The following is a 25973-nucleotide window of genomic DNA, read 5'->3' as shown; positions in this document are numbered from 1 at the left end:
GAAAAAAAGAAGCAAGCAGCCGCATGGTTAGTGGACTGCTTGCTTCTTTGGGATGCGGAGCAAGCTGGTGAAGCTTAGCTTGCCCCTGGATGGTTATGTGCGCCGCGCGGAATGCCTGCGGACACATAATAGGGCGGCCGCTGCCGACAGCTCCTCCGGCAGCGGCGCTTGCCAGGCACGCCGCTGCTCATAGCGGGCGGCGTCATCCCATGTGACGAAGCGCTGCAAGGCTTCGGCCTGGGAGGCAGGCAGCAGAGCGGCTTGCGCTGCTGCGTATTGCCTTGCTGTTTGCTGCGGCTGCCTTTTGGCTACGCAGCGGTCCAGCTGTGGCCAGATTGCCGCCGATACTGCGGCAAACTGCTTTTGGACGCCGCCGCTGCCCCGGGCCGGCGTCCCGCCGCGGGAGGCGGCGCTGTAGCGGCGCAGCGCCAGCCACAGGCGCAGCCGCCTGTGCTGCGCCGCAGCGCAGAGCACGGCTGCCAGCGCCAGCGCAGCCGCGCCTGCGGCGCCTTTAGCGGCGGGCGTCGCCCCCGCCGCTGCCTCGGCGGCGCCAAGCGCCGCACGCGCAAGAGCATCCGCCCCTTGCGCGAGAGCTGTGGCGGCCTGCTCAGCCGCCGCCACAGCCAGCGCTTGCGCGCGCTGCCCCATCGGGCGCGCAGCGGCGCTGGCAAACGCACCGGCGGCCCCTTCGCCGCCTGCCGCCGCACTGCCGGCTGTGCCGGCCAAGCCCGCGAGCGCTGCTCCCGCGGCTGTCCCTTCGCCGCCATACCCCGGCGTCGGATCAAAGGGCACCCACCCAGCGCCTGGGAAGTACACCTCCACCCAGGCATGGGCATCCTTGCCCTTTACTTCATAGCCGGTCAGCTTCAAGCCTGCATGTGCGGCATCATTTCGTGCATCCGGCTGCTCCGCGGACACGGCTCCGGGCGCAAAGCCTTTCACCCATCTAGCCGGAATGCCTTGTGTACGAAGCATAATGACCATTGCACTGGAGAAATGCACGCAATACCCTTCATGCTGCTTAAACAAAAAATCGTCCACGAAATCTGCTCCTGCCTCAGGAACCGCACTATTTTCAGCAGAATAAGTGTAGCTGCTTCGCAAATAAGCTTCAACCGCCTTCACCTGATCATAGCGGCTTGTTACTCCGCCTCCCGATACCTCTGCTGCCAGTGCAGCAACACGGCTCGGCAGCGATTCCGGCAGCTGCAAATATTCGGCCAGCGCTTCCTTCTCTCCCGCTTGAATACCGCCACTGCGCAAGGCAGCTTCATCCATCACGGGAAGCAGCGTCTGGACAGTGTACTGGTCTATAAGTACCTTATCCGAAGGAGCGTACAGCGTGCCCGTCGCTTCATTTTTCAAATAAGTGTTCAGCTTGCTTCTTGGCTGCGAAGAGGTTAAATCCAGCAAAGTACCGGAGGTTCCGCCCATAAAAAGAGGGAAGCCGCGCTCCGCCTGTTCAAGCAGCACCGTCTGAACGACGATTCGATCCGGGCTGACGGTTGTCTCCGCACCTGTCCCTTGACTTTTTATTTCCCTCTCTTTGCCAGTCTCTTGGCCAGTCTCTGTATCTGTATCTGTATCTGTATCTGTATCTGTATTTGTTTCTTTCTCTGTCTCTTTCACTATCTCTGTACCTGTCTCCGATTCTACCTCTGCAAGAGCTTCTACCGCCTCTACCTCCACACTTCCCTCTCCACTAGCGGACGCAATCCGTTCCCCGCCATTTGTAATGGGCAGCAGCGTCGTACGCTGCTCCGTTTCCTGCCAGCCTTTACCGGTATAAAAAGCTTTCGTCTCCCCGCGCCAATACGTGCGAACAGGAGACAGACCCGTAAAAACAAGCCGTTCATCCTGCTTTAGGGGAGCGCCTAATGTGCTGTCATCAAATCCATAGCCTGTGGAAGCGTAGCTTCCGCTCGCGCCAGCCGAGGCCAGCGCAGCCTTCGGATTGCCGTGCTCCAAACCAAGCACATACTGCTCCAGACTTGCAGTTAGCGGCTTTGTCCAAGCTGCGGGGCTATTTGCGGCGGATTTTCCTCCAGAGAATAGAAGTCCGGCGCCCAGGCACAGCCCCACAACGATGAAAGTAGAAGCCGACCAGCGATAAGAAGCCGTCTGCGCTTCCTCCTTGCTTTCTTCTCCCTGCAGCGTTCTCATGCGTGCAAACATGACAATCGCCCCAAGCAGCAGGCCTTCCGCCGTCACACGCAGCAGCGCATTCAGCACATCCATGCCAAGCCATGCATGCAGTAAAATCAAATACCCTTCCGTTATGCCGGCCAAAGCCAGCCCCAGCTGGCGCAGCCAAATTAAAGCCTGCAGCGCAGGCACAAGCAGCGCAAAGCCGGTAAACAGAAGCAGCGCCTGCAGCTCTGTTGACATCCCCCACGCTACTGCTCCTATGCTGAACAGCCCGCCAGCTTCCTCGGCAAAGCGGCTGGCAAAACCAGCTGCCCATTCCAGCGGTCCCACATCTGGGCCTCTGTAAAGACGCATCAAGCCTGTAATGCCGATGGCGGAATAAACGACAAGCATGATATACCAAGGTGCTCGCAGTAAGCCCGCTATAGCAATACAGCCTACAAATACAATTAGAGGCTGAGCCACATCAATATAATAACGGCTGCCAGCCTCCGACCATGGAAGCATCCACTCGGCAAGCAAGCCAAGCAGCAGCAAGCTCGTCCATAGGCGGTAGCCGAATGCCGGCTCCCCTTGCGCATTAAATATCGCCATAACGAATCCTTCCCTTCGTTAATTGCGGCTGTTCATTCATCCGCTCCGGATACGTCAGCCAATATGTGCGGACACCGAAGCTCTCCAGCCATTTCTGCTGCTCGCGCATCGCAAAAGAAGGCGTGCTTTGCTTGATCAGCATATACAGCAGCACTTGGTAGCCCTGCTCCGCCGCCCGCGAGGCCAGCTGCCCCCAGCTTGCGCTATTGCGCCAATCGGCGGTAAAACAGCGCAATATGCCTCCTCTAGGCATCTGGTCAAGCTCGCCAATTACCCTTGCAACAAATCGGCCATGCTGTACCAGCTTCAGCCGTGCGAGCTGTTCCAGCAGCTCTTGCATACTTGCGGCTGCGCTGTTGTCCTCGTATGCACCCGGTTCCATCCATACATTTCCCTCCGTGTTAGCCGAGCTTCCCGCTTCGCTAGACTGCTGCTCATTCGCTTCCGCTCCCAAAAGCTTTCCTGAGCCGCCAGCTTGCTGTGCTGACAACGAAGGCTGTATGGATTCCGTCTTCACACACGCATCGGTGGCACCATCGTCTAGAACCGCCTGGCCAGCAATGAGCTGCACCCGATTTCCCGCTAAATAATCCTGTTCCAGCACGCCGGCAGCCCACCCGGCGCAGGCATCAAAAAACCTTTCGTCACCATCATAAGCGCTCACCGTGTTATCAATGGCCAAAAGCACCAATGGGCGATGAAGCGCTGTGCCATGCTCCTTCGTGTGCAGCCCCCGCCCGCGCGCGGCGGCCTTCCAATTGACATGGCGCAGCGAATCCCCATCCCGGTACGGCCGCATCTCAGGACCAATTCCTCCCTGTCTGCCGGAATGCTGGCCTTCAGACGGCTCACGCCCTGATCCCGCCTCCTGAGCATCCATCTTGCCCGGATGCAGCCTAATGATAGTCGCTAAGCCGCTTCCCCGAAGCGCCGCCGCACCCGGAGCTGCTACAGCCTCCGGCAATGCGGGAACCGCAAGCAGCCCGCTGCGGCAAGCAAAGGTTCGGCTAACAGCCGTTAATCCTAAATAATCGCTTACCGTAACGGTAACCGCCTCAAAGCTATGTTCCCCGCGCCGAATAAGCTGCGCCCGATAGCTAAGCGCGAGTCTCGTTGCGAAATGAAGCTGTGCCGCATAGCGATAAGAAACTCGCTCCTGCTTTGCCGTACTCCCATTGACCATCGTATCTTCAAGCGCCAGCCAAATGAACGGAATAGGGAAAGCGCGGCCCAGCATCAGCTGCACCTCAACCTCTCCCCCATCGCGAATTGTGCCTTCGTCAAGCTGGCGGCGCACCTCCATGCCTCGCATAGCAAGCCAAGGCAATCCGGCACTTAGCAGCATGATGCAGCCAAGCACTGCGAACATAAACCACTCCACCGCCATTCCCCGCTGAATGACAGCAGCAAGAGCAGCGCACCATCCCGATAGCAGGAGCAGCCAGCCTCCCCACCTTATCCGGCCCAGCCTCTGCTGTCCCAACTCCTGCTCCGCTTCTGCCTCACGCTCAGTACCCGCCGCTTTCGCTTGCCCTTCTCCAGCATCCACTTGCCCTAGTTTCACTGCCTCGTTATCCGCACTGGAAACCGCCATTAGCGCCGCCCTCCCGCCGCTTGCGGCAGCACGGCTGCAGGAAGCGGTGTAGTGCGCAGCAGCTGCTCTACGAGCTGTGCTGCTGTCATCCGAAGAGGTGCCCCCGGATATACCTCCAGCCGATGTGCAAGCACGGCTTCGCCTGTCGCCAGCAAATCATCCGGCAGCACATAACCTCTGCCTTCCAAATATGCAGAGGCCTGTGCCGCTCGCAGCCAATCCCTGCCGGCACGCGGGCTCATCGCCAGCGACAGCTCTGGCATTTTCCGCGAAGCGTCTGCCACTTGAACCATATATTCAATCAGGCCAGGATGCACATGAGCCAGCCGCACTTCCCGCTGCATCCGCAGCCATTCCTCCGGCATGACCACTGGCCTGATTTTATGAGGCTCCTGCCGCTGCCCATCGGCATACTGCTCCAGCAACTGCTTCTCAAACTGCGGCTCGGGATATCCAATGGACAGCCGCATCATAAAACGGTCCAGCTGCGCTTCCGGCAGCCTGCTCGTCCCTTCAAAACGCAGCGGATTTTGCGTAGCAATCAGCATAAACGGCGACGGGAGCGGCCTCGTCTCCCCATCCACCGTAATACGCCGCTCCTCCATCGCTTCAAGCAATGCGGACTGGGTGCGGGCGGAGGCGCGGTTGATTTCATCCGCCAGCACGACATTGCCCATAATCGGGCCTGTTACATACTTTAGCTCGCCTCGAGCCGCATCCCACACCGCTCCGCCCAGCACATCCGACGGCAGCATGTCCGACGTAAACTGAATGCGCTTGAACTCCCCGCCAATGACGCGGGCGCACGCTTCTGCAAGCACGGTTTTGCCGACTCCCGGCTTATCCTCCAGCAGCACATGCCCACCCGCCAGCAGCGCGGTGAACGTTTGCTTTACCAGCTCCCGCTTGCCTAGCAGAACGCCTTCCACACGCTGGAGCATGCGATGAATAAGCATCTGCGGCAGCTCCTGCCATACATCCGTCTCCTCTTGCCGAGCGGTAGATTGGTATTTTGAATGAATCATCATTAGACAACCTGCCTTCCTCTCAAGCGTAAACGGCTGATGCCCTCCTCTGGCGGCTAAGCTACCGTTTCGCGGGTGAAATATAAGCCATTTATAAGTGTGTAACTTATAAATGCTTTTATTTTTAAAAATAAAATCTTCTCTAGCATTTATTCTCGCCATGCTTCTCTCGATTTAGACCTGTTTCAAGGCAGATAGATTGACTTTTCCGCTGACCATCCCTTGCACGGCAGCGATTCTAGCATTATCAGCTGTCATTTGGACGACACAAAACCTATTAAATTTTCCCATAAATGCAAAAGGAAATATCCCGTTTATAGAGAAATAGTAAAGCAGGCTCTAAACGGCTGAACAAGGTAACAAGACGGCAGTGAATGGGCGGCGGTTTAGGAAGTGTAAGCGTTTCACGTACGGATATTGATTGAAATATAGGAAAGTATATGATTTGTTCATACTTTCTCTATATTTCTACGCGAAACGGAAGCTTTGCCGCCAAAGGGTGGCGACAGCCGTTTACGCTCGAATGGAAAATAGTCCAGCACAGGAGGGATTAGAATGAACGTTTTGAAGGAGGTAGTCCTTACAGAGCGGGAAGCTTTTCACGTCGTAGGACTACAATGGGAAGGCACCTCTGCCGAAGCAGCAGCAGGCGGAATTAAGGAAATTCAGAAGCAATTCCAACAGCGTGTGACGGAAATCAACCATGTGCGGGAGCGCAATAAGCTGCTCGGGCTTTCTTTTCACACGACAAGCACAGGCTTTACTCATTATGCGGCGGTTCAGGCAGAAGCAGTAGGCTGTGTGCCCGAAGGCATGTACAGTCTCTCTATTCCCAGTCTGACCTATGCCACATACGATCATCAGGCGAACGAAAACATAGAGGCTTCCTACGAATACGTATATAACTGGATCAGACAAAACGGACATAGGCCACTTTCGGATGGCTTGACGCATTTGGAATTTTATCCAATGAGCCGTGACCCTTATGCACCGAACCCGGAATTCACCATCCTCATCCCGCTTGCAGAATAAGCTATCATTCATCCATATTCCTAGAAAAAAAGAGAAGGAACCGACCTGCGCAGCGCCACAGTGTCCGGTTCCTTCTCTTTGTACGCTGGAAGAGGCTCCCGCTCGAGCTAGAAAGCTGATATCCTCCCTATAGCAAGGAGGCTTGTTACTTCTGTTCAGCAAGCTGAACATATTGATAAAGACGGGAGCTATGAAGGAGCAATTGCTGCTCCTCACCGCCTCCCAGCACCATTTTGCGCCCTTCGCTGGCCACTTGCTTCAACAGCGTAGACAGAAAGTCCATCTGCAATCGGGCAGCTTCCTCCGCTTCGCGCTCCAGCCATTCGATATCCTTCAAGGCAAGCTGCGCGGTCCCACGAAGCAGCAGCTCCTCAAACCAGCTGCGCAGCCGCTGCAATCCATCGTAAACCTGCTCCAAAGCCATTCCACTGCTCCTTTTTCCACCTGCTTATTGGCCCTACATATCCAGCTTTAAGCTAATCAACTTCGTATTGTGCAAAAAGCTGATCGGATAAGCCTGGCCGCCCTCTATTCGCACAAATGCATAAAACTGTTCAAGCGACGCAGCGCCGTATCCGGCTTCCAGACGTTTGACGGTCTTTTCCCAGTCCGCTTGATAAGGAAGGATCAGCTCCAACTGTTCGCCTGTTTCATCCTCTACTTCGAGTAAGAGGCTCTGCGAGCTTTTATCGAACCGATTCCCTATGATCCGCGCCAGCTTAATTAAAACAAGCCGTTCCTTTGCGTCTGAAAATAATGCTGGTTCCCCCGCTCCAACACGCCGTAAGGCGGGCAAATCCGAGGCGAGCTGCCCCACATTAAGCTCGTTAATGGATCGACGGGCAACGAGAGTAAGGTTAGCCCCTTCGCCTGAGGATAATCTGCGCTCCTCGTTCACTTTAATGTGCTCGAACACCAGCTCTTCTCCTGCAAACTGGCGCATCGTCAAGCTCGCAAGCCAAGGCGAATAGCTGGCATAATGCTTGGCAAATGAAAAATCATTGCCTTCATAATACACAGCGCGCGCGTCACTATAGGTGTACATCTGCCCATCATCGAGCCCGTACATATAATAAGTGATGCCCCTAAAGCCTGAACGTGTCTCCCACGGCTCGGCGCCAAGACCGTATAGGCGCAGCTTCGGCAGCTCATAATATTTGCTGCGAAAAGTCCCGATAAGCTGCTCCTTCTGAGCAGCAGGAAGCGTCTCCCGTTCGAGCAGCTCCAGAGCAAGATACAGCTTGGTGACGCGATCCAGCAGCTCTATCATCGAAAATCGGACATGCCGGTTGAAAAACAGCTCGAGCTCGCCCTGAATGCCGCGCAAGCCGCGCTCCACGTCCGGCAGTTGGCCACTGCGTGCTGTGACAGCGAGCGTTTCCAGTTGTGCCATATACGACTGGGGTAGACGGGCAAGTCCCGTCCGCAGCATCGCAGTAAGCAGCTCTTTGCATTCCCTTACGGTATCGGGCGAAAAAGCGACCTTATACACTTTGCCGCGCAGCGCTTCCAGATCATCCAGTCCCTTTGAAGCTCGGTAACGCAAGAGGGCTTCCAGCTTTAACAGCTCTCCGGCCCTCTCCTTTATTTTGCAAAGCGCCTTAGCCGGGTTTGCTTCCTCAGTGAACGAAACCTCAGCACCTTGGAGCTTGAGACAGACCGTAAGAAGCGCATTTTGTGTCACTTCCAGCTCTTCCGGGTAGCGCAGCCGAAACAGCACTTCTTCCACAAGGGATACATTAAACGGCTTGATCAGCGGTGAAAGCTCGGCAGCCAGCAGCCAATTAAAGCGTTCCGCAGTGCTGCCTAGCTGTTGCATGCTGCCTTCTAACTCTCCTTCCTCGTGTGCAGAAGAAGTAGTAGTAGGCAGCTGCTGTGCGTAAAACAAAATGGCTATCAGCACATGCTTGCATAAGCTGTCCGACGGACACGTACACTTCCAGTGAGCAAGTGTATTTTCCAGCGTGCAGACCGTCCCGTCGTTCAACTCGCAGCTGACGGATGATTCTCCCCAAGCATATTTGACATTGAGGCCTTTGCTGATATCTTTTAACGCCCGATTATATAAGCCCTTGTTCGAATGCCGAACCAAATAATCCTCGGTGCATAGCTTGGCAAACTGCCCAAAGCTCGTCTCAAATGCGGCAGCTGACATGCTAGCGCCCTGATGCCCGCAAAATATCATAGATCGTCTCACTGAATACACGACCTGGAATTTTGCCTAAAGCTAGAGCCGGAATATCACTGTAGTAGCTGTATTGGCCTTTTTCATTCGCATGGAATTGCAGCAGCTCCAGCGTAATGTCCTCCAAGCCTTCGTAATAGGTGATGCTAGTCCCGCTAAAGCGCAGCTCGGCAAGCCAATCCCCGTAGTCCTTATACAGCTCGCTATACCAGCCGCCATCCTGGGCTGACCCTTTGTACCAGCCATATTTCTCAAGCGCCTTAGGGAACGCTGTAGGCGAAAGCTCTGATCTCGGCAAATCCTCATATACTGTGCTTTGCTGATTTTCTTCTTCCACGAGATGGATTTGACGATTCAACTGCTCAAATGGCTGCTTGATTTCATAATCGTCCAGCTGTGATTTCCAGCCCTCAAGCGCTTCCTGATCCAGCTCAAGCGGATGAACCAAGCCGACCTTGGCTCCATCAGCAAGCTCGTATTCATCTTCATCTACCGTATTAAAGGTGCCATCCTCCATATAACGGAACGTGTCTGTAAGACTGCCTTGTTCATACACGCCCCAGATGAGGCCCACAGCAAACTTCTGCATGACGATATTGCCCACGAACAGCGCCGTCCATTCTTCGGCGGACCATAGCCGCTGTTTAGACAACGATTCTTCCAGTCGCTGCGCTTGGATACCGACCATCGTTTTCAAATCTTTTTTGAGCAAATTGAAATCAGCCTTCGCTTTCGCAGCCAGCTCCGCATCATCCTTTTGCCCCGGCGCAGGCAAGCTTTTGAGCGGTTTGCCTGTTTCTTCATTGATGACGATAACCTCCAGACTCCGGTTCACCTTCACCTGGAAGGTGCGCTCGCCATAGCTGAATTGCTGAGCACCCTTATCATCAAAGCCAAGCGACGTGACCAGGCGGTCTTCGAGCTGCTCTGGCGTAAGTCCTTGATTTTCCGCTGCCAGCTGCAGCGCCTCCTCAGCCGCGCCCTTTACCTGGCGGTTTTTGACGGTTCGCTTGATTTTGTCAATGGCCATTAATGCGGCAGGCTCGCTTAAATAAGATAAAGCCTTGACCGCTTCCGCCGCCATTGCGCCGCGGCTATTTTCCGTCCATTCCTTAATTTGCGGAGCTAAAATTTGTATCAGCCTGCGATCACCGAACAATGCGCCTACATACAGCACCCATTTTTCCTTCGCAGGCGCTTCGCTTTGAATCCACAGCTGAATGAGCTCCGCTGCGAAATTTGAAAGCGAATCGCTGTTTACATAAGAACGCAGCTCGTTCAAGCGCTCATTCGGAGCCGTCGTATGATCCATCGATTGAAGCATCAAATACGACTTGATTCGGTCATCTATTTGCTGCCCCTCCAAATCCAGCAAGGCTGGCAAATCATTTACGGACAGCCAGCTGAGGCGGGCCGTTTTTTTGGCATCCGCTTGATCTGCAAGCGCTGCGTGCGCATGAACTGGGCTTAAATCAGCCGTATCCAGCAAAATTTGAATAAGCGTGCGCCAGTCCTCCGATTTTTCCGTTTCCAGCAATTGCTGGTATGCCGCCTTGCTGCCTGTTACGCTGCGCAGGGAGTTTAGTACCAGCTCTTTAATCGCTGCTTTTTTCTCGGTGCGATAAAGGGTTAAATATAATGTTTCGTCAGGCACTCGGCTGAATTCAGCCAGCGCAGCTCCGCTTGCCTTTTTCGATGAATCCAGCAGCCCCGCACGGATTGCTTCCGTCAGCTGTTCAAGGGTCAAAGCATCGCGATCCTCAAAGGCAATTTCAAGCACCGTCAGCCGAGAATCCGTAGGTAAATTCTTATATTGCTTCAATGAATCCGTTAAATTATTTCTAATAATGGATCGATATTCGCTTTGCGGCATCGAACGGTAGTAATAATCTCTCATGCCATTAAGCATCAGCAAGCCCGAAAGCAGACGCTCACGGCTCACCTCAGGATCTTCACCATAAAGCTCCAGCAGCTTTTGTCCGCTAAACGAATAGGAATGGTACATTTCCGACACGAGAGTCAGTGCATCGCATTCCGGTCGTGTAATCAAAATGGCCAGCCGCCTTATATAAGGCGAATCGGGAGGCAAGAAGCTTACAGCTACAAGCAGGCTTTTGCGTTTGCTGTCCCGGTTCCTTGGGTCAAACAACGAGCGATTCGTTTCATCCTTCCAGTAATCCTCGAAGGAAGTTTCCCCTTCCAAATAACGGGCGAGAAACAGACCATGACGTCCTCCCTCCGATTGTCCCCTTAATACAGCGAATACCGCTTGCGTAAGCGTGCCGGCTTCATCTGACAATGCAATCCCGCCATCTGTGAGCACCTTATGCAAATAAGCTTTGTAATACGCCGAACGTAAAATTTCATAAGCACGCAAAGCTTGATCCGGCACACTAAGCACATAGCTTTGCAGCGCGCTCCACGGCACCATATAGCTATTCAGCTCTCCGCTTAGCCGTTCAATTAACTCATAAGGCTCCTGGAAAGGAACGATGCCCTCCAGCAGCTCGTCCGGCTTTTTGGCGCGTCTGTCGAGGGCAAGCAAATGCTGGCGGACCTCAAGCGGATATACTTCATGCAGCGTTCTGACTGCATCAAGCAGCGCTAAGCCTACATCCCCCGGCTCGTCCAGAAACAGCTGCTTGCCGCCTTTAACGTTAATGACATATAACAAAGCGCTATGAATCTGGGTCAATGTCCGATTAAATTCGATGCGGGAAACTTCTCCGGTCTCCTGTGCTTGGAGATCAGGATAATGTGCCGCAATCGTTTTTTCGCGTTGGCTCGTTATAAAATCCGCGTTCAGCTCCCGAACAGAATAATTTTCCTTTGCTTTGAACGGGTACGCGATGATCGGCTTCACCGCAGCATTCAGCAGCTCGCGAAGCTGCTCCGTATTTTCGGCCAATACCGCTTGCAATATTTCCGGAAACTCGCTCGCGAGTCTTTGGCTGTTAAATTGATGGGGCGATGTAGGATCAAGCAGGGAATACAGCTTTAGAAGCAGCAGCGTATTAATAATAACGCCTGTATCTCCAGCATCCTTTTTGCCAAAATTGCATTTGCTAACCCTGCTTTTCAGCTCATCCATAATCGCCTTATCTCCGGCAAATTTATGTATTTTCTCCATTCGTGGCAGCAGTGACTGCAAGCGCTGGCTTCCCGCTTTGCTTTTTCCTGCCAGCCCTAAAGCATAATGCCCGTCGCCCAAGCAGATCGCGAGGCTGTATCCCTGCCAATAATAGCTTCGGCTAGCATTGAGTCCCATTCGCAGCATGAGTGCACCCGCACGAAAAAACACATCGCTGTCATCCTTCTTCGCAAGCTTCTCAAATAGATCCATCGAACGGTAGGCATATTGCATGGAATCAGGCAGCAAATCCGGGAATTGCTCTGTTCTGCCCATCACATAATCGATAATGATTGCGCTGCGGTCCGTATTCTTCGAATACTCCTGAGAGAGTGCTTCTCCAAACTTTTCAACCAAGGCTTCAACTTCGCGGTTTTCCGTTATCATTTTCCGAGTCCTCCCAAAAATTAAGTTATAATATCGCCGATCCAGTCGGCTAGCTCATTTGGTGTAATCGCCGCAACATGAGCCCCCATATTGGTGAGCGTCTGCGCCGCATGTTTGTTATAAACAGAGTCCCCGTTAAAATCGAGTGCGGTCAGCACTAGCAGCTTGCAGCCTGCGTCCAAAATATCTTTGCAAGCCTTATACATATGCTGAATCGGGTAGCCTTCCTCCAGATCGCTGACCAAAATGTAAATCGTTTTGCCAGGGTTTTCAATCAGCGTCTCGCCATAGCGCAGCGCTTTGGCAATATGCGTACCGCCGCCTAGCTGAACGTTCATGAGCAGATCCACGGGGTCCTCCAGCCTGCTCGTCAAATCAACAACCTGGGTATCAAAAATAAACAAGTGCGTGCGCAGCGCATTCAGCTTGTAAAAAATGCTCGCCATCACCGCGCTGTAAATGACCGAGTCCAGCATGCTCCCGCTCTCATCCACGCCAATAATAATGTTCCATTTGTTATGCGGCTGCACATTGCCGTCAAAGTAAAGACGGTCGATCACAAATCTGCCTTTTGTGCGATCATAGTTTTTTAAATTTCGAGAAATGGTTTTCTTAAAATTTAAATTGCGCAGCGACTTCACAGAGCTGCTGGTGTAGCGGCTGCGTTTGCCGAGTATGCTCGCTTTCGCCTGCGATTCGAGCTTCTGCCGCAAATCCTCCACTACTGCACGAACAATTTCCTTCGCGCTTCTTAGCACATCGCCCTTCATCCGACCTTTGAATTGCAGGATGTTCTTGAGCAGATTCATGTTAGGCTCAAGCGATTGAAGCAGCTTCTTATCCGTCAGAAGCTCGGTCAGCCCATAACGGTCCAGCGCCTGCTTCTCCAATATTTCCACCGTCTGCTTCGGAAACAGCTCCCGCACTTTATGCAGCCACTTGGGAACGGTAAGCTCTGAGGCTCCCCGCCCTGCTGATCTTCTGTAGCCCTGCTCCTCGCCATATTCGCGATCATACAAAAAGCCAAGCAGCTCATCCATTTCCGTATATGAAAAATGTTCGGGCGAATAGCCTTCGGCTTCGCTTAAGCCTTCCTCGGCGGCCTCCCCAAGGATGAGCCGCCAGCGATTCAAGGCCTCGGCCGATGTACGGCTGCCTGTAGCAGGGGGAGCAATCGGGGCTTGTCCCATCTCACCATGCTCATGCTCACTTCGCTCATTCTGCCTGTTCAAATCAGCTTCCATGCGGCAAACTCCTTCCGAATGGCTTCATCCAGCGCCTTGGCTTGTATAAGCGTCTGCTCGTCGATGGGCGGACGATCCAGCTCTTCCGGCTCTGCTTGATGCCGTTTAGCGACCCGCCCTGCAATTAACGACGTCTCCATTGGCGTAAAATAGGTGAACGCGAGCCGCAGCTCCGGCACCATCGCAATAAAATCATCCGGAGGAAGCTCCTCGATTAAATAATTCAATTCGCCCAGCAGCAGATCATCGTACAAAAAAGCATCGCGCGCGATTTCAAACATCCCTTGCAAATATTTCGCCGTCTGCTTGGCCTGCTCCGGCGTTCCGCGAATGTAGCTTCTGGCGCGCTCCACCATCTCTTCACGCGTTCGGTCTCCAAGCCCCGCTAATATAGCCATCGCCACTCCCTCCAATTGCGGGGAGAGCTTAGGGTCCGACAGCAGCTCGCTCAAATGCCCCCTGAACGTATCATTCTGAAAATGCGATTCAGACGACTCCGCCAGCATCGCCAGCAGCTTAAGCCCTTGTATAATCGCTGGATGCTCATCCGAATGGATGGCTGCAAGCCCCAGCAGCTTATCTACCGCATTGTTATAAGCTTCCGCTACGAGCAGCGGCAATTGTTCGTCTGCCGCAAGTCCCAGCAGTCTGCCATGCTGGCGCAAACGATTTAATACCGTAAGCGTTTGGCACAGCGACAGAAAATTTCCATCCTTGCGCAAAGCGGCCTGCACCTGCTCATATAACCGCCTCGCTGTATCCTGCAAGCCCATAAGAAGAGCCTGCAGCAGCGCATTCGCGATTTCGCCGCTATGATGATCGGGAAGCTCCTGTATCCGTTCCCCGATTTTGCGTGCTGCCGCCTCCTTGAGCGTTCCTCCATACAGCGAGTTTTCGATTAATCTCGCCTCAATGCGGGACGAATACGCGTAGACCCAAGTTTCACGAACGAGATTCATATGCCGATAGGCGACCCAATCTGGTCCAGACTCCCGGACTGCAAAATCTGGAACGAGGAAGCTCGCGCATTGCAGCAGTTGGCTAAGCAGACGATGCTCCGCCTTGGCGTACAGATCAAGCACCTTCTTGTGCTTGCCGGTCGTCTTAATCTGAAGCCCTGACGCAGAGCAGCGATTCTTAAAATCTTCCACAATCGGCACCGTAAACGGATTGGGAGCGACAATGCCGATTTTATCCCCTGTCAGAAGCAAGCGCAGCTCCTCAAGCGGCTTGTCCGTTGCAAGCGTCCGCTCCCCCTTCACGAAGGAGGAGAGCACGGCGTCCAGAAGCTCGTACACCCCGCCTTCCCTTTTGCCCCGAAGCACCGCAAGCCCTTGAATCATGCTGTATGCCTCAATCGCATCGCTCGTCGAAACCTCCTCTTGGCCTTTGCGCAGCTTGCGCATCAGCTCGGATAACAAGGCGAGCGCTGTCTGGTTATAGGGCTCTGTTTTATGCTGCAGAAGCTTATTCCAAATAAGCTCATAATAGTTCACATAAGGCATCCCGCTCGCATATCCATTCAAGCGATCCGCTTCTTCGAACGTGTAGACCATTGGATACAGCTGCTGTTGGACGGTTCCACCTTTTTTCCCCTGCTGCTCCTTATGCTGTTCTTCCCTCGCAGGCTTGTCTGCTTGGGCAGCTTCCAGCAGGCCGTACGTATGAAAGCCGCCAGTAATCACTAGAACACGCTTATGCTTAGACACAGCTTGCTTGATGCACTCTCTCATATACGCCTCTCTCGCCATATCTCCGGAGGCATGAAGCTGTTCCTCCGAATAGCACATACGAGATAACGCACAGTAAGTAAATACATTCCGTACAAAAGCTTCCGTCGTAGCTGCTTGCCCCTCGATTTCGAACAGCTTTTCCCACAGCTCATCAAAGCTGCGGCAGTTCATTTTACGGCATAAACGATTAATAAAATCGGAGCTGGCAAGCAAGGTTTCATCCTGGATGGACGTCTCCTGTTTTTCAGCTTTGGTTCTCGATTCATGACTAAAATCCAGATCAATAAACGCCGCCGGTATGCCAAGATGCGCCGCTTCCTTCATGGCCACATACTCCGGAGAATAACTTAACAGAGGATAATAGCAAGCCGATCTTCCGCCCTGTTCATCCTCGTAAGTGCAATACAAACTGACGGGCGTCTCCGTCGCCTCATCCGCAAGCACCGGAATGAGCGGAGTGCCGCTCGTTGGCCCTTCGATCAAAACAATGTCCGGCTTATATTGCTTCATCACCTTCAACAGATGAAAGGAACAAGCTGGACTATGGTGGCGAATGGGAAAATAAACGGTGCCGCTGCTCAGGTTAAACACCTGCTGATCAAATATGGACGGCAGCTCCTTGTCAGCCTCGCCCGTTAACCAATCCATTTTCTTTCCTCGTAATAGTCCTTCCATATCACATCTTCCTTGGAGCGTTCTTTGACGACCTTGGAGAAGTAGGTTTTCAGGATGGACAAATCCTTCTCATTTTCCTTGGCAATCGTTCCGAGCATATTTTGCACGAGCCGATCAAGCGAAATCGATTTATTTTCATAATAATAGGAGGTCATCGCGCTTTGAACATAGACAGAAACAGCTTCTGCCGTGCTCATGGAGGCTGCGGGGATGTCGATTTTGTAGCCTTCGCGCGTAATGCCGGAGCGGAGCTCCATAAATGTCGTCGCCAGCAGCTCGACCACATTCAGGTCAATTTCCGCGTCAACGCCACTATGCATAAGCAGGCTTCGGGCTTGATTTTTAATAATTTCCGCTTCCATCTTCATGCTGCTGACAGGCTTAATCGTCTCGAAATTGAATCGGCGCTTCAAGGCACCGCTCATTTCGTTGACGCCTTTGTCGCGAATATTCGCCGTTGCTATAACGTTAAAACCCGGCTTCGCAAATAATACGCCGCCGTCCAGCTCAGGAATATTCATCACCTTGTCGCTCAAAATGCTAATTAAACTGTCCTGCGCTTCCGCTGGGCAGCGCGTAATCTCTTCAAAGCGGGTCATAATGCCCTGCTTCATTCCATTATATAAAGGCGCTGGCACAAGCGCGGCCTCAGATGGGCCTTTGTCCAGCAGCATCGCATAATTCCACGAGTATTTGATCATATCCTCCGTCGTCCCGGCTGTGCCCTGAATCGTATTCAGGCTCGTCCCCGATATGGCCGCCGACAACAGCTCACTGAGCATCGTCTTCGCTGTGCCTGGATCTCCAACGAGCATTAAGCCCCGGTTGCCTGCCAAAGTGACAACGGCCCGTTCGATCAGCACATCATTTCCGTAAAATTTGCGGGTAATGGCGACTTCTTTGCCGTCCACGACAGCCGGCTTGTCTCTGCCAATTATAAAGTCACGCACATATGCCGGAGACAGCAGCCACTCGGGCGGACGCTTTCCGGTATCCTCTTCACGCAGCGCCCGCAGCTCTGCTTCAAATAACATCTCAGCCGGCGGCTTGATCATATCCATCATTGTGATCTCCCTTTCGCAAAAACAGATCATATGTTCTTATTTTTTTTATAATACCATAGCACACGCCGTTCTTTCAAAATATTGGACAAAAATGGTTGTTTCGAACCATTCATTTAGCACCATCGGTCTACATTTTCCGCTATAAAATAGGTCTCATCTTTGATAATATTTTGGGATTATATGTATTTGTAGTTGGGAGGGGCTGTAGCTTATGATCATTTCATTTATTTGTCTATGGGGAATTAACGTGGTTGAAAGCTTGTTTGATTCGGCAAAATGGAATGACCGCCCTCGCCCTGCCGGAAACGCTCAAGCGAGCGGCGGCCATCCCAAACTTCAAAATTACTGTTCTGCCGCCAGCTTATGCACCTGCTGCAGCAGCTTTGTCATATCCATGCCGGCGTGGTTGCCGAGCAAAATAACCGTCATCCCGCTATCCAAATTACGCAGCATTCCTGTTGCATAGCCACTACCGCTGCCATTATGGAAGACACCCTTCTCGCCGTTCAAGTTGATTGCGATCCAGCCGTAGCCGTAATTTTTATCCGAATGCGGCGTATACATCGCTTCAAGCGACTGCTTGCTTACGACCTTGCCCGCCCGAAGCCCCGCATCCCATTTGAGCAAATCATCGACGGTCGAATACAGCGTTCCCGTTCCCGACTGCGATACATAATACGGCGCTGCGGCCCACTCGTTATTTTTTTGCAAAATATAGCCCTGAATGGTCGGGCTTTCAGACGTAGCCGTCCCTGAATTTTTCATGCCCAGCGGAGTTAGAAAATGCTCGTTCACATAGTCGGCGTAGCTTTCGCCAGACAATTGCTCCAATACATAGGCCAGCAGTACATACCCGTTATTGCTGTATAAATAAGTCGTGCCTGGCTCGTATTTCAGCTGCTTCGTCCGAAGCTCCGCAATCGTCTGCTCGATGGTAACGTCGCCGCTTCGTGTAAATTCAGATGGAAGCCCTGACGTATGCGACAGCAGCATATGAATAGTTATATCATCGCCGCGGGGAATGCCCGTTACGAATTTGGACACCGGATCGGTTAGGCTCAGCTTCCCTTGCTCGACCAATTGCATGATCGATGCCGCTGTGAATGATTTTGTAAGGGAAGCGATACGCGACTTGGCGTCCGGACGATTCAATGTATTCGTTCCAGAAAAGCCGTAGCCTTTACGAAGCAGCACCGCCCCGTCCTTCGCTACAAGCGCTATGCCCGAGAAGGCTGCTTCCTTCAAATAAGCGTCAATGGCTGCATCTTCTTTTCCATACTTCGTTACTGCATCCGTCTGAATCCGGATCGTCAGAAGCTCCTTCGTCTGTGAAAGCTGCAGCGATGCTTTGAGCGCATCCGTTACTGAACGCAGCGGAAGCATGAGTGTGCCTTTTATGTTTAGAGAAGGCGCGGACATGTTCATGACCAGCCCGTCCACCGTTACTACGGCTGTTCCCGCCTGATGGACGATGACGTCTCCGTTTACTTTAATCGTTGCGGTTTGCGTCTTCCCATCCCATTCGATATTGCCAGCAGCTGCTTTGCCTGCTTCACGAAGCGGCACGAATGTAGTGCCGTCCTTAATAAGCGGCTGTACATTCCATACCACCGCCTTGCCATTCACCTCGACTGCGATCGCCTTGCTGCTAGCCGGTTGCACTGCCTCTACCTGGCTGCTTGGTTGTGCGGCCGCCGCTGCACTGCCAGCACCAGCAAACGCTGTTACGGCAGCCATTCCGATCAGTGCACTACGCGCCACTGTGTGCCCGTTAAACCATCCTGCTATCTTCTTTCCTCTTATGCCTGTCATTTCATGCCAACTCCTTCTTCTCATTCACTTACGCTTACAGCTAAACCTATTCGTTAGCCAAGCCTGCAATCCGTTCAACAATCCTTCCTCTATTATAGACGCAGCAAATGGGAAAATGTAGCGGCGCCATAAATGAACAAAGGCGCGCAGGCAGGTTTAAGCTCCTGCTGCGCGCCACTTACTCTAGCGCTATATGATATATATAATAATAGGCCGATTTTATTAAAGCTCCTTCAGAGCCTCCACAACCTGCTCCACATGCCCCTTAACCTTTACCTTGCGCCATTCGCGGGCAAGCTTGCCTTCGGCGTCGATTAGAAAGGTCGAGCGTACGACGCCCATATACTCCCTGCCGTACAGCTTCTTAAGCTGCCATACGCCGAACAGCTCGCATACTTCATGCTCCTCATCCGCGAGCAGCAGAAACGGCAGCTCCTTCTTCGCAATAAACTTCTCATGCGACTTCACGCTGTCAGGGCTAATCCCGATGACAACGGCGTCGCGGTCAACCATCCCTGGATAGGCATCGCGAAAATCGCAAGCCTGATCCGTACAGGTCGGCGTATTATCCTTCGGGTAAAAATAAAGCACAACCTTTTTGCCCAAGTAATCGCTCAGGCTCACCTGCGTCCCATCCGATGCCGGAAGCTTAAAATCCGGCACAGCTTGTCCCACCTCTATCGTAGACATTTGTTCGACCTCCCGTTCCCATTCACCTATGTATGTAAAACTTTAAACATTACCTCGTGTAGGACGCTCTCGGCTTACATTGAAACGGCGAGGAATAGTTCCCCGCCGCGTGTTTCCAACTATTCGTTACGAGCCCGCCCCGCGATAACGCTTCACACCATGGTTCCACAGCAGCAGACCGAGCGTGAAGAACACAAGGCCCACGACCGGGGTCAGCAGCGCGAGCTGCGACAGGTCATCTGCTTTCTTTTCGAGGAAATACGAAGCAGGGATGACGCCAACAAAGGCGAAAGGCAGCAGCCAGGTCAGCACGAAACGAATCATTTTATTGTAAATGTTAACCGGGTAACGCCCGTAGTTTTGAATATTGTACATGAGCGGTACAATGCCAGTCGGAGCATCCGAGTAGAAGGATATCGCCGACAAGGCCGTATAAATACCCGCATACACGAGCACTGCGCCAATAACGAAGACTGCCAGCAGCACAATATCCATAACATGGAAAGGCAAGCCCAGCTCTCCCCAGCATACAAACATAATAATCGCGCCGACAACAGAGCCGATTAGGGAAGGCGGATCGACATTTTCGAGCAGCACCTGAAACAAATTATGTGCCGGACGCGTCAAAATCCGGTCCATTTCCCCTTTGACAATATACCGCTCGCTGAAATTCCAGATGCTGAAAAAGGTGCTGAAAATGCCATATGGAATCATGAAGAAGCCGTAGACGAACACGACCTCAGCCTCTGACCAGCCGCCAAGCGATGGCGTATGGCGAAAGACAATTAAAATGAAGATCAGGTTCATGAACTGGAACATCATATCGGACAAAATCTCGATCCAGAAATCCATCCGGTAGGTAAGCCGCGTCTTCGCGTAGTTTTTAATATATTCCCAAAATAATTGTGCGTACAGCATGCCTGCCTTAACCTCCTTGCACGAACAGACGCTTGCGCGCCGCCCGCCATGTGAACCAGATTGGCACAAGCAGCACGGCGAACCATACTACTTGCAGGCCAAACACGCCAGCAATTTCGCTGCCCGGCGTCCTGCCTGTGAATACAGAGCTCGGCAAATACGTGATGGCCTGAAACGGCAGCCATTTCATAATGGCTGCGAGCCAGCCCGGGAAAAAAGCAATCGGCACGACGACGCCGGAAAATAAATCGACCATTACGCGTTTCATCCGCATCATGCCCTCGTTATTTTCAACGAAGAAGGCAAACAGCCCCGTTAAAATGTTAATTTGTGAATTAATGAGAAAGCTGAACAGCAGCATAACTAAATAAATCATCCATGTCATCGGATCGGTCGGCAGCGTCACCGGAAAAATCAGGCAAACGATTATCATGCCCGGAATCATGAACAGAAGCAGGCGGAATAAGCCTTCGCCGAAGCCCTGCATCATTTTTACGAGCAAATAGGAATACGGTCTGGTCATTTGGGTAGCAACGCTGCCGTCCCTAATGTCATTCGCGATTTCACGGTCGAGATTGTTAAAATAAAACGCTCTAGCCATCCACGATACCGCGACATACGTCGTCATCTGGGCGACGGTAAAGCCCGCCAGCTCCTGCTGCTCTCCGAAAATCGCTTTCCACAAAAAATAATACGCCCCGATGTTAATCGCATAAATAACGATACCACTGTAATAATTAACGCGGTATGCCAGCATCGTAATAAAACGGATGCGAATAAAATCCAGATAAGCGCCCATCATGAGACCGTCGTCTCCTTAAGCGCTGCCTGCTGCTCTGATTCTGTGCTAGCCGAGCCGGAGCGGTAAATTTCACGAACGATTTCATCCGTGTTCGTCTCCACAATTTTAATGTCCTGAATCGCAGCACCGCCTACGACTTTGGACAAGGCATCAGATACATTGATCGCATGCGGCAGCCACATTGTTGCCGTCAAATCATTGTCCATTTTCCACGTCACATCAAGATCGCCAGTAAGCGCTTGAAGCGTCGCCAGCTTCGTCTGCGAACTGAACTCAAAGTGAATTTCGCGTCCCTTGCTCCAGCGGTTTTTCAAGTCCTCCAGACCGCCATCATAGATAATGCGCCCATCATCGAGCATAATGACACGCGAGCACAGCGCTTCGATATCTTGCAAATCATGGGTCGTGAGCAAAATCGTCGTGCCTTCCTCACGGTTCAAATCCTTCAGAAATTCGCGAATTTCTGTTTTCACAATAATATCCAGCCCGATCGTCGGCTCATCCAAAAATAAAATCGACGGATTATGCAGCAGCGAAGCGACGAGCTCGCAGCGCATCCGCTGGCCGAGGCTCAGCTTGCGGACAGGACGGTTGAGCAAATCGCCAAGATCAAGCCGCTCAATCAAATTGTTCAGCCGCTTGCGGAAATCGGCCTCCGATACACGGTACACTTTACGCAGCAGCTGGAACGACTCAATAACCCCGATATCCCACCATAGCTGCGAACGCTGTCCGAACACAACTCCGATTTCAGCGACAAACTTTTCGCGGTCCTTGTAGGGAACATAACCATTGACACGCAAATCGCCGGAGGTTGGCACTAAAATGCCGGTCAGCATTTTAATGGTTGTCGATTTGCCTGCGCCATTTTCACCGATATAGCCGCAGATTTCGCCTTGCGGGATTTGAAAGGAAATATCCTTTACGGCTGTAACCTCCGTATACTCGCGTTTGAACAGGTCTTTCAGCGCCCCGGACAGCCCTTCCCGGTTTTTCTGTACATTAAACTGCTTGCGCAGATCCTTAACATCTATTGCCAGCATTTGTTCGTCTAGCTCCTCTCCGTTAATACGGTCGACATTCCCCGGGAAATTATGCTAATCCCCCGTTTGCAAAAAGAGCGATGATTCACGGTCATCACACTTCATTATCCTATATTCTGATAAAACTTGCTTCCGTATGTCCTTCCGAATTATAATTTTACAATATGTAATCATACAGCAGATGGCAGGGCACGTAAATGCTATTAGAGAAACGTTTTACAATGGCAGTCAAGGGGAATGAATGGAAGACGGGGTACTGTGAAATTTTGAAAGGGGCATTACTAGCATAATGGAAAAACGGCCGAAGAAAGCTAAGCTATCAAAAACGTGGAAATGGATTCTGACAATTGTCCTTATTCTGCTGGGAATCGGTATTGCTTATGCAGGTTACTGGATTTATGGCGTTTATAATGCTACGTCGGATTTCAATAAACCTAAAGAGGAATCAAGATTTTCCAATTTTGAGGACACTGGACTCGAAGCACCTAAATGGGAAGGAACGGAGCGCGTCAACATTTTGCTGCTGGGCGGTGATGCTCGCGGTATGGATGAAGGACAAATTCCGCGTTCAGACTCTATGCTTGTTCTTTCCATAGATCCGACTACTAAGAAGGCACATCTCTTGTCGATACTCCGCGATACTTATGTCCCAATTGAAGGACATGGACGGGGAAGAATTAATACAGCTATTACACTAGGCAAGCCCGAGCTGGCAATGAAGACGGTCAGCGATTTGCTGGGACTGAACATTCAGTATTATGTTTATACCGACTTCGAAGGCTTTAAGCAATTAATTGATACATTGGGCGGCATCACGATCGATGTCGAGAAGGATATGCGTTATACCGACAATGCCGACGGCAACCGTTACGATATTGATTTGAAAAAGGGCGTCCAGCTGCTGGATGGCGATAAAGCGCTGCAATATGTACGCTTCCGCCACGATGCGATGAGCGACTTTACACGTACGGAGCGCCAGCGCAAGTTTTTGCAGGCTCTTGCCAAGGAGATGCAATCGGGCTGGAATATTCTCAAAATGAAGGAAATATTGGAGAACGTCTCTCCTTATATTGAGACGAATTTGACCGTCACCGATATGCTCAAGCTCGGACAGCTTGGCGTTGACTCCCATGTCGCTGGCACCGCTCAGGTTCCGCCGATGGATATGATTACGGATGAAGATGTTGGCGGCGCTTCTGTACTTGGCGTACGCAATGAGGACGAGCTTAAGTCCTATGTGGACACGCTGCTGGAAAGCGACGATACGCTTGCTTCGCCTGAGGGTTCACCTGGCGCTGATGGCGCTGATGCCAGCAGCAATCCTGAAGCATCGGCTACACCGTCACCGTAAGCCAAACCAAGCGCTTCGCAGCAACCGACAATTGAATAGAGTCAGTAGCATGTATTATTGCTGAAACTGGAAGTTCGCTGCTTGAATAAGCAGCAGATTGATGTTTGTCGTCCTCATTCCGAGTGGAATGAGGACGTTTTGATGTTAGATATTTAGGCTGGCAATCTCGCTTTATAAGCGGGATGCTGCACCATTTTTCAAGGGGGAATTATTGTTATGACGATTCACAGACCACGCTCCGAGGCGCTATATGCCGAAGCTCTTGAGCATATTGTAGGCGGCGTCAACAGCCCTTCACGTTCGTTCAAAGGTGTTGGCGGCGGCGCACCCGTCTTTATGAAGCGTGCCGAGGGCGCTTATTTCTGGGATGTCGACGACAATCGCTATATCGATTATTTGGCGGCTTACGGCCCCATTATTACGGGACATGCCCATCCGCATATTACCGAAGCGATCGTCCGCGCCGCGCAAAATGGCGTTTTGTACGGCACACCGACCGAGCTTGAGGTTCAATTGGCACGCATGCTCAAGGATGCGATTCCCTCTATGGATAAAGTGCGATTCGTCAATTCCGGCACCGAGGCGGTTATGACAACCATTCGCGTGGCACGGGCTTACACGAAACGCAGCAAAATTATTAAATTCGCCGGCTGCTACCACGGCCATTCCGATCTGGTGCTCGTCGCAGCAGGCTCTGGTCCTTCCACGCTTGGCATACCGGATAGCGCTGGCGTTCCGATTAGCATTGCCCAAGAAGTCATTACGGTGCCTTTCAACGATATTCCAGCCTTGAAGCAGGCGCTTGAACGGTTCGGCCACGAGACGGCTGCCGTTATGGTAGAGCCTATTGTCGGCAACTTCGGCATGGTGATGCCGCATGAAGGCTATTTAGAGCAGCTGTGCGCTTTGACGCGTGAGGCTGGAGCACTTGTCATTTATGATGAGGTCATTAGCGCATTCCGTTTCCATTACGGCTCCTCGCAAACGTTTGCTGCCTTCCCTGATCAAGCTGCCATTGAGCCGGACCTTACGGCGCTTGGCAAAATTATCGGGGGCGGACTCCCCATTGGCGCGTACGGCGGACGCCGCAGCATCATGGAGCAAGTCGCGCCGCTCGGCCCTGCTTATCAGGCTGGAACGATGGCCGGCAATCCTGCCTCTATTTCCGCAGGCATCGCCTGTCTCGAAGTTTTGAAGACGCCTGGTATTTATGAGCGTATGGATCGGCTTGCTGGTCAGCTTGCAGGAGGACTTAAGACCGTAGCAGACAAACATGGCTTCGCGCTTACGATTAACCAAATTCGCGGATCGTTTTCGGCTCATTTTTGCAATCATCCGGTTACGAATTATGATGAAGCGCAGGATACGGACGGCGAGCTGTTTGGCCGCTTCTTTAAGCTGATGCTCGATCAGGGCATTAATTTGGCCCCATCCAAGTATGAAGCGTGGTTTCTGACCATCGCCCATACTGATGAAGATATCAATGCGACCATTGAAGCGGCGGAGCACGCTTTCAGTAAGCTTTAGGAGAGGTCAGCCCGATGCCTTCTGTAATAGAAAGGGACATGTTGATGAATCCATATTTGGAATTTGACCGCGCCGCTTGGTCGGCACTCCGTGATCATACCCCTCTGCCGCTCACGGAGGAGGAACTGAATGAGCTGAAGGGCCTCAATGACCAAGTATCACTTGAAGAGGTTGAGGCGATTTATTTGCCGCTTACCCATCTGCTGAACCTGCATATCGAAGCCGCTGAGCGGCTAAAGCAGGCTTCGGCTGCATTTTTGCATATGGAGGCGCCTAAAGTGCCGTTTGTGCTCGGCATTGCAGGCAGCGTAGCCGTAGGCAAAAGCACGACGGCGCGGCTGCTGCAGCGGCTGCTTTCCCGTCATGGGAATGGCCGCAAGGTCGATCTCGTTACGACAGACGGCTTCCTCTACCCCAAACGGGTACTGGAGGAACGCGGGCTAATGAAACGCAAAGGATTTCCTGAAAGCTATGCCGTCAAGACGCTGATGGACTTTATGGGGCAAATTAAATCGGGAAATCCCCGCGTGAAAGCGCCGATCTATTCTCATCTGACCTATGACATTATTCCTGGGCAATATCAGTTTGTCGAACAGCCGGATGTGCTGATTGTCGAAGGAATTAACGTTTTGCAGGTTAGCAAAGAAGCGCACTCTTTTGTAAGCGATTTTTTCGACTTCTCGATTTTTGTCGATGCGCCCGAAACGTTCATAGAGCGCTGGTATGTCGAACGATTTTTGATGCTGCGGCATACCGCTTTTAAGAACAAGGACTCCTACTTCCATCGCTATGCAAGCCTCACTGATGAAGAGGCTGTTGAGACGGCAGCAACGATTTGGAAAGAAATCAATGCCGTCAATTTGTACGACAATATTTTGCCAACGAAACGGCGGGCGATGCTGATTTTAGAAAAGGATGCCCAGCACCGCATTCAGCAAATCCAGCTGCGGAATTAACTCAGCGCAGCTGCCAGCGCCCTTTTGGATGAATGGCTGACATAGCAAAGCTGCCCTCCCTGA

General features: G+C 52.2%; 18 protein-coding genes. 4 read left to right on the top strand and 14 right to left on the bottom strand.

What is annotated here, in order from left to right; all coding sequences use genetic code 11:
• Positions 1–93: 93 nt before the first annotated feature.
• Genes AC6B99_RS01340 through AC6B99_RS01330 form a run of 3 tightly spaced genes read right to left on the bottom strand, consistent with a single transcriptional unit; the run spans position 94 to position 5364 of the window.
• Entirely contained in the window at positions 94–2742 is a 2649-nt protein-coding gene (locus AC6B99_RS01340; RefSeq protein WP_496662569.1) for a transglutaminase-like domain-containing protein, read from the bottom strand.
• On the bottom strand, positions 2729–4336 hold the full coding sequence (locus AC6B99_RS01335) for a DUF58 domain-containing protein (RefSeq protein ID WP_496662568.1): 1608 nt from the start codon (positions 4334–4336) through the stop codon (positions 2729–2731). The genes AC6B99_RS01340 and AC6B99_RS01335 overlap by 14 nt, the downstream gene beginning before the upstream one ends.
• Positions 4336–5364: an AAA family ATPase gene (locus tag AC6B99_RS01330; RefSeq protein WP_496662567.1), complete on the bottom strand. Its 1029-nt coding sequence runs from the start codon at positions 5362–5364 to the stop codon at positions 4336–4338. The genes AC6B99_RS01335 and AC6B99_RS01330 overlap by 1 nt, the downstream gene beginning before the upstream one ends.
• Positions 5365–5916: 552 nt before the next feature.
• Here AC6B99_RS01330 and AC6B99_RS01325 point away from each other — a divergent pair.
• Positions 5917–6393, top strand: a complete 477-nt coding sequence (locus tag AC6B99_RS01325; RefSeq protein ID WP_496662566.1) for a GyrI-like domain-containing protein — start codon at positions 5917–5919, stop codon at positions 6391–6393.
• 145 nt (positions 6394–6538) lie between these two features.
• Here the strand turns inward: AC6B99_RS01325 and AC6B99_RS01320 are convergent, their stop codons facing one another.
• From AC6B99_RS01320 to AC6B99_RS01270, 11 genes are all read right to left on the bottom strand, one after another.
• Positions 6539–6817, bottom strand: a complete 279-nt coding sequence (locus tag AC6B99_RS01320) for a hypothetical protein (protein ID WP_341281016.1) — start codon at positions 6815–6817, stop codon at positions 6539–6541.
• 33 nt (positions 6818–6850) lie between these two features.
• Positions 6851–8548 (bottom strand): hypothetical protein, encoded by a 1698-nt coding sequence (locus tag AC6B99_RS01315; protein ID WP_496662565.1) that lies wholly within the window; start codon positions 8546–8548, stop codon positions 6851–6853.
• 1 nt (position 8549) lies between these two features.
• On the bottom strand, positions 8550–12095 hold the full coding sequence (locus AC6B99_RS01310; RefSeq protein WP_494878724.1) for a DUF4132 domain-containing protein: 3546 nt from the start codon (positions 12093–12095) through the stop codon (positions 8550–8552).
• A 20-nt stretch (positions 12096–12115) separates the two neighbouring features.
• Positions 12116–13285, bottom strand: coding sequence for a VWA domain-containing protein (locus AC6B99_RS01305; RefSeq protein WP_494859695.1), 1170 nt, complete (start codon positions 13283–13285; stop codon positions 12116–12118).
• A gap of 38 nt (positions 13286–13323) precedes the next feature.
• Entirely contained in the window at positions 13324–15720 is a 2397-nt protein-coding gene (locus AC6B99_RS01300; RefSeq protein ID WP_496662564.1) for a DUF5682 family protein, read from the bottom strand.
• Positions 15708–16808 (bottom strand): ATP-binding protein, encoded by a 1101-nt coding sequence (locus AC6B99_RS01295; protein ID WP_081418625.1) that lies wholly within the window; start codon positions 16806–16808, stop codon positions 15708–15710. The genes AC6B99_RS01300 and AC6B99_RS01295 overlap by 13 nt, the downstream gene beginning before the upstream one ends.
• Before the next feature lie 345 nt (positions 16809–17153).
• Entirely contained in the window at positions 17154–18623 is a 1470-nt protein-coding gene (locus AC6B99_RS01290; protein WP_496662563.1) for a serine hydrolase domain-containing protein, read from the bottom strand.
• A 222-nt stretch (positions 18624–18845) separates the two neighbouring features.
• Positions 18846–19313: a thioredoxin-dependent thiol peroxidase gene (bcp, locus tag AC6B99_RS01285; RefSeq protein ID WP_496662562.1), complete on the bottom strand. Its 468-nt coding sequence runs from the start codon at positions 19311–19313 to the stop codon at positions 18846–18848.
• A 126-nt stretch (positions 19314–19439) separates the two neighbouring features.
• Positions 19440–20231, bottom strand: a complete 792-nt coding sequence (locus AC6B99_RS01280; protein WP_046232135.1) for an ABC transporter permease — start codon at positions 20229–20231, stop codon at positions 19440–19442.
• Positions 20232–20238: 7 nt separating this feature from the next.
• Entirely contained in the window at positions 20239–21033 is a 795-nt protein-coding gene (locus AC6B99_RS01275; RefSeq protein WP_496662561.1) for an ABC transporter permease, read from the bottom strand.
• A complete protein-coding gene (locus tag AC6B99_RS01270; RefSeq protein ID WP_056030842.1) occupies positions 21030–22076 on the bottom strand; it encodes an ABC transporter ATP-binding protein in 1047 nt (348 codons plus the stop codon). The genes AC6B99_RS01275 and AC6B99_RS01270 overlap by 4 nt, the downstream gene beginning before the upstream one ends.
• Before the next feature lie 289 nt (positions 22077–22365).
• Between AC6B99_RS01270 and AC6B99_RS01265 the strand changes: the two genes are divergently transcribed.
• The 3 genes from AC6B99_RS01265 (at position 22366) to coaA (ending at position 25910) form a co-directional block, all read left to right on the top strand.
• Positions 22366–23427, top strand: coding sequence for an LCP family glycopolymer transferase (locus AC6B99_RS01265; protein WP_494878733.1), 1062 nt, complete (start codon positions 22366–22368; stop codon positions 23425–23427).
• A gap of 216 nt (positions 23428–23643) precedes the next feature.
• The gene (locus tag AC6B99_RS01260; RefSeq protein ID WP_496662560.1) at positions 23644–24954 is read left to right on the top strand and encodes a glutamate-1-semialdehyde 2,1-aminomutase; all 1311 of its coding nucleotides are present in this window, start codon (positions 23644–23646) and stop codon (positions 24952–24954) included.
• Between the two features lie 14 nt (positions 24955–24968).
• Positions 24969–25910 carry a type I pantothenate kinase gene (gene coaA, locus AC6B99_RS01255; protein WP_494858850.1) on the top strand — a complete coding sequence of 314 codons (942 nt, stop codon included), beginning with the start codon at positions 24969–24971 and terminating at the stop codon, positions 25908–25910.
• The last annotated feature ends 63 nt before the right edge of the window (positions 25911–25973 follow it).

Source organism: Paenibacillus liaoningensis, from assembly GCF_059609455.1.
Note: the sequence above shows the minus strand (reverse complement) of the source record. Positions and strands in the feature narration are given on the sequence as shown.

Bases quoted from the DNA above. Each gene is read 5' to 3' on its own strand.
- AC6B99_RS01340 (WP_496662569.1), bottom strand. From the start codon at position 2,742: ATGGCGATATTTAATGCGCAAGGGGAGCCGGCATTCGGCTACCGCCTA.
- AC6B99_RS01335 (WP_496662568.1), bottom strand. From the start codon at position 4,336: ATGGCGGTTTCCAGTGCGGATAACGAGGCAGTGAAACTAGGGCAAGTG.
- AC6B99_RS01330 (WP_496662567.1), bottom strand. From the start codon at position 5,364: ATGATGATTCATTCAAAATACCAATCTACCGCTCGGCAAGAGGAGACG.
- AC6B99_RS01325 (WP_496662566.1), top strand. From the start codon at position 5,917: ATGAACGTTTTGAAGGAGGTAGTCCTTACAGAGCGGGAAGCTTTTCAC.
- AC6B99_RS01320 (WP_341281016.1), bottom strand. From the start codon at position 6,817: ATGGCTTTGGAGCAGGTTTACGATGGATTGCAGCGGCTGCGCAGCTGG.
- AC6B99_RS01315 (WP_496662565.1), bottom strand. From the start codon at position 8,548: ATGTCAGCTGCCGCATTTGAGACGAGCTTTGGGCAGTTTGCCAAGCTA.
- AC6B99_RS01310 (WP_494878724.1), bottom strand. From the start codon at position 12,095: ATGATAACGGAAAACCGCGAAGTTGAAGCCTTGGTTGAAAAGTTTGGA.
- AC6B99_RS01305 (WP_494859695.1), bottom strand. From the start codon at position 13,285: ATGGGACAAGCCCCGATTGCTCCCCCTGCTACAGGCAGCCGTACATCG.
- AC6B99_RS01300 (WP_496662564.1), bottom strand. From the start codon at position 15,720: ATGGATTGGTTAACGGGCGAGGCTGACAAGGAGCTGCCGTCCATATTT.
- AC6B99_RS01295 (WP_081418625.1), bottom strand. From the start codon at position 16,808: ATGGATATGATCAAGCCGCCGGCTGAGATGTTATTTGAAGCAGAGCTG.
- AC6B99_RS01290 (WP_496662563.1), bottom strand. From the start codon at position 18,623: ATGACAGGCATAAGAGGAAAGAAGATAGCAGGATGGTTTAACGGGCAC.
- bcp (WP_496662562.1), bottom strand. From the start codon at position 19,313: ATGTCTACGATAGAGGTGGGACAAGCTGTGCCGGATTTTAAGCTTCCG.
- AC6B99_RS01280 (WP_046232135.1), bottom strand. From the start codon at position 20,231: ATGCTGTACGCACAATTATTTTGGGAATATATTAAAAACTACGCGAAG.
- AC6B99_RS01275 (WP_496662561.1), bottom strand. From the start codon at position 21,033: ATGATGGGCGCTTATCTGGATTTTATTCGCATCCGTTTTATTACGATG.
- AC6B99_RS01270 (WP_056030842.1), bottom strand. From the start codon at position 22,076: ATGCTGGCAATAGATGTTAAGGATCTGCGCAAGCAGTTTAATGTACAG.
- AC6B99_RS01265 (WP_494878733.1), top strand. From the start codon at position 22,366: ATGGAAAAACGGCCGAAGAAAGCTAAGCTATCAAAAACGTGGAAATGG.
- AC6B99_RS01260 (WP_496662560.1), top strand. From the start codon at position 23,644: ATGACGATTCACAGACCACGCTCCGAGGCGCTATATGCCGAAGCTCTT.
- coaA (WP_494858850.1), top strand. From the start codon at position 24,969: ATGCCTTCTGTAATAGAAAGGGACATGTTGATGAATCCATATTTGGAA.